Source organism: Thiohalocapsa sp. (assembly GCF_022340605.1).
GTDB lineage: Bacteria > Pseudomonadota > Gammaproteobacteria > Chromatiales > Chromatiaceae > Thiohalocapsa.
The window spans coordinates 1-4403 of record NZ_JAJDNQ010000032.1 but is presented as its reverse complement, the minus strand read 5'-3'; the positions used below and the strand labels follow the sequence as shown (position 1 = coordinate 4403).

Sequence of the window (4403 nt, the reverse complement as noted above, 5' to 3'; positions counted from 1 at the left end):
TCCCATCGCGATGCCGCACCAGGTAGTACGTCGGTCATTGGGGCTGGATAAGGCCAGCGCGGTGACGCCTGGCAAGAACCCGGTTCCTGGATACCCAATAAGGATGAGCAGGCTATCCAGAAGGAGTAAAAGCGCCTTCGCGTAGTCAGTCGGCTCGCGCGCTTGCCACCGGCGCCTCGGCCGCATCCGGCCGGCGCACGATGATCTCACGGGTCGGATAGGCGAAGTCGATGCCCTCCGCCTCGAAGCGCTCATGGAGTGCAAAGTAGATGGCCTGTTGCACGTCCATGTAGATGGTGTAGTCGGCGCCAAGAACGTAATAGACCGCCTCGAACGCCAGCGCATAGTCGCCATACTCGGCGAAATGCGCACGGTCGAAGCGCGCCCGGCTCTGCTCGCGGATGCTGGTCTCGATGAGCCCCGGAATGCGCTTGAGCTTCTCCCTCGGGGTCTCGTAGGTGACGCCAAGCCGGAATACCACGCGACGCTCGCGCATGTGCTTGTAGTTGTGGATCCTGCTCTTCAGCAGGTCGGTGTTGGAAATCACCACCTGCTCGCCGGACAGGCTGCGGATGCGCGTCGTCTTGACGCCGATATTCTCGATGACGCCGAGCGCGTCGCCGGCGACGATGAAGTCACCCACGCGGAACGGCTTGTCGAGGATGATGGCCATGGAGTTGAACACATCACCCAGGATGTTCTGCACCGCGAAGGCCACGGCGACGCCGCCGACCCCGAGGGCTCCGACGAGCCCGGCGAGCGGATACTTGAAGTAGGCCAGCACCGAGATGCCAACGATGATCCAGACACTGACCTTCGCGAAAAAGAGCAGGAGTCCATAGCCCGTCACCGTCGAGGGGTCCTTCTGCTCCTTGCGGCTGCGCTTGCGCACCAGGTAATCGGTGAGTGCGCCGTTGACCCACAGCCCCACCTGCACGTAGAGCGCCACCACCAGCACGTTCCACAGCCATGCGCGGAACTGCGGGCGCACCAGCCCGGACAGGGCCAGCGCCAGGGCGAAGGCCGCGATCAGCACCACCAGCGGGCTCGTCTGCTCCACTAGCGCGTCCAGCAACAGCCCCCACTTGCCTCGCGGCTCGCGCTCGCCGCGCGCGCGGCGGCGGCGCAGCACGCGCCGCAGCACACGCTTGGCCAGATCCGCGAGCGCGAGCACCAGCAGGAAGATGCCGAGGGTAACGGCGATGTCGCGCACGCTGATGCTTTGATCCTCCACCACGAACAGCTCCGCCGACCACCGGTGGCCAAGCCACGCCAGCGCCTGATGGATGCGCATTTGCAGCGAGCGGGCGCTGACCAGCGGGTCGAGCTGCTCGGTGAGCCGCTCCAGCAGCGCACGCCGCTCGTCATGGGTGGCGAGCAGCGTCCCTGCATCGCTCTCCTGCTCCGTCAGCGCCGCCTGCCGTACCTGCAACGGCGCACGCAGCGCGGCCGTGAGACCGGGATCGCTGAGCTGGCCCTGGAGCTTGAGCGCCATGTCCCGGAGCGCGTTCAGCTCGCTCTCGACATAGTCTTGATCCTCGCGCAGCGACGCGAGATTCTGCTTGGCCTCCCGCAGCCAGCCGGTCAGGTCGGCGCTCTTCGGGTCGGTGAGCACGGTGTAGCGGCGGTGCCACAACCGCTCCATGGCGGCGAGATCGTCTAGGGTCTGCTGCACGTACTCGGCGCCCTTGCGCGCCGCGGTGGCCTGCGCCATGCGCGCGTCCACCCAGGCATCCAGCACGTCCAGGGAGCCATTGGCGTTCGCGCCCTTGGCCTGGGCCTGCTGGCGGCGCGCCTGGTACAGCGCGCTCTCCGCCGCGTCGCCCATACGCTGCAGACGCTGGAGCGAGTCGCGCAGCGTCGCCGCGCGGTCCTCCAGCCCCGCCAACTGCTTGTCCAGCATGGCCTTCGTCAGCACGACGTGGTCGTCGACCTGCTCAAGCTTGGCGCCAAGTAGGCGCTGGTCGGCGGCGGCGAGGTCCGCTTCCGCCTGGGCAACGGAGACTCGCGTCTGCGCCGCGTCGTCATGCACGCGCGCCTGGAGCTGATGCAGCCGCGCCACCTCCAGCGCCCGCGCCAGCTCGGCGACGCCGGGTGCAGCGGCGCCCTGTGCGCCGGACTCTTTGCCGGAGGCTGCCGCGGACGCTTTCCCGGACTTGTCCTCCGCCTGTTGCAGTTGGTCGCGGGCAGCCCGTCGCGCCCGCACCGCCGCGGCCAATGCATCGGCCGCCACCTGCTCGCGCTGCTGCGCGCTGTCCAGCCGCCGCTCGGCGGCCGCCTCGGCGATGGCGCGGCTGGCGCGCTCGGCGAGGAGCTGATCCCGCACCGTGATCAGATAAGGTGGGCTGCCGGCGACCGCCCGCTGCGCCGGGTCTTTGAGGTTTTCGTCCTGCTGCGCAAGCGCCTTGCGCACGTCATCGAGGCGCTGGTGCAGCGCCGCGTCCCCTCGCAGCGCCTGGCGCAGGCCCTCGAGCGCCTTGATGCGCGGGCCTGCCGCCGGCTGGCCGGTCTCGGCGGCCAGCGCCTTAGCGGCTGGCGTCTCGGCGGCGGCACCACTGGCAGCGATGGCGGCGGCCGTGCCCGCTCCGGCGCTGGGTGCCTGACTCGGCGCGCTGCGCAGCTCATCCAACCGCGCGTCGATCAGCCGGATCGCGGTCTCGAATGCCGCCGGCTTGGACAGGGTTTCCGGGAACCCCTTCAGCCCCACCAGCGCCGGGTCGAAACCGAGTTGCGGTTCGGATGCCGCGGCGGTGTGCTGCTTCGGCGCGGCGGCGTGCCCACCTGCCTGCGCGGCGCCCGCGCCAGCCGGCGCTGCCCCCTCGGCCGGACTGGACGCCGGACTGGACGCCGAACTGGACGCTGAATTGGGCTCCGAGCTCTGAGGGACGGGGGCAGCGCCCGTGGTGGCGCCCGGGAGCGCAACAAGTGGAGCGAGCACGACGATGGACAGACCGAGCGCGGGCAACACCCGGCGGGCAGAGGCTGGGATCATGGACATACTGCGGATTCTGCTGGTGGTCCTGCGGTTGCGGTGGACCGGCATCTGTGTCCGGCTTGGCACCGGCCGGACACATGCAACTTCAGTGCACGCTTCCGGCACCCGCCACCGTGGGCGGTGCCGCCGTCGCGGGCAGCACCCCCAGGTATTCTTGGTTCGTTTGCACCAGGCGCCGGTGGTGCCAAACACCAAGTCCCACCCGGCAAGCCGCATCGCCGCCGGATCGCAGACGCTTCGCGGCAGGAGCGGCTTAGGTCGGGCCGACGCGAGGCGGTCCGTCCGTCAGACAGTCAAGTCACCGCCGCAGCAGCGCCAGCAGATCATCCAGACCGCGGGTGTTGATGACGTCGTCCGCGGTGAGCCAGCCGCGGCGGGCCTGGTCGACGCCGAGGCGCATGTAGTCGAGATTGCCGCGGCTGTGGGCATCGGTAGAGATGGCGATGCGCACGCCGAGCTCCTTGGCGAGCCGGCAGTCGGCATCGTCGAGATCGAGGCGCTTCGGCTGGGCGTTCACCTCCAGCGCGCAGCCCCGCTCCGCCGCGGCGCGCATGACCCGCTCCAGGTCCAGCGCGTAGCCCGGGCGCTCGCCGATGAGCCGGCCGCGCGGGTGGGCCAGGATGTGGCAGTGGGGATTGTCCAGGGCGCGCAGGATGCGCTCGGTCTGCTTCTCGCGGGAGAGATCGAACTTGTAGTGCACGGAGCAAACGCAGAGGTCGAGCCGGGCCAGGACCTCATCCGGCAGATCCAGGGAGCCATCGGCGAGGATGTCCAGCTCCACGGACTTGAGCACCCGGATGCGCCCGTCCCCGCGGTCGTTGAGGCGGTCATTGAGGCGGTCGATGGCGTCCATCTGCGCCGCCAGCCGCGCCGGGTCCAGGCCATTAGCGACGGTCAGGTGGCGGGAGTGGTCGGTGATGGCGAGGTAGTCATAGCCGCGCGCGGCGGCGGCCTCGGCCATCTGCTCCAGGCTGTCGTGGCCGTCGCTGGCGTCGGTGTGGGCGTGCAGGTCGCCGCGAATATCCCCGACCTCGATGAGCCGCGGCAGCCGGTCCTGCTGCGCCGCCTCGATCTCGCCCGTGTCCTCGCGCAGCACCGGCTCGATGTAAGGCAGGTCCACGGCGGCGTAGACCTCCGTCTCGGTGCGACCGCCAACGCGCTCGCCGTCCTGCCCCTCGGCGCGGAACACCCCGTACTCGTTGATCTTGAGCCCGCGCTTCACGCCGAGCCGGCGCACGGCGATGTTGTGCGCCTTGGAGCCGGTGAAGTAATGCAGCGCGGCACCGTAGGACAGCGCCGGCACCAGCCGCAGATCGACCTGCAAGCCCGCGCGCAGCAGCACCGTGGCGCGGGTCTCGCCACGGGAGACCACCTCGCGCACCTCCTCATACGCGGTGAAGCGCTCCAT

At 69.7% G+C, this 4403-nt stretch carries 2 protein-coding genes; both read right to left on the bottom strand.

Going from position 1 to position 4403, the window contains the following annotated elements; all coding sequences use genetic code 11:
• Positions 1 to 145 precede the first annotated feature (145 nt).
• The gene (locus LJE69_RS04440; protein WP_296921909.1) at positions 146 to 2992 is read right to left on the bottom strand and encodes a mechanosensitive ion channel family protein; all 2847 of its coding nucleotides are present in this window, start codon (positions 2990 to 2992) and stop codon (positions 146 to 148) included.
• A gap of 301 nt (positions 2993 to 3293) precedes the next feature.
• The coding region (locus LJE69_RS04435) for a PHP domain-containing protein (protein WP_296921907.1) at positions 3294 to 4403 on the bottom strand (1110 nt) is incomplete at its 5' end.

Coding starts and splice junctions, on each gene's coding strand:
- LJE69_RS04440 (WP_296921909.1), bottom strand. CDS start 2,992: ATGATCCCAGCCTCTGCCCGCCGGGTGTTGCCCGCGCTCGGTCTGTCC.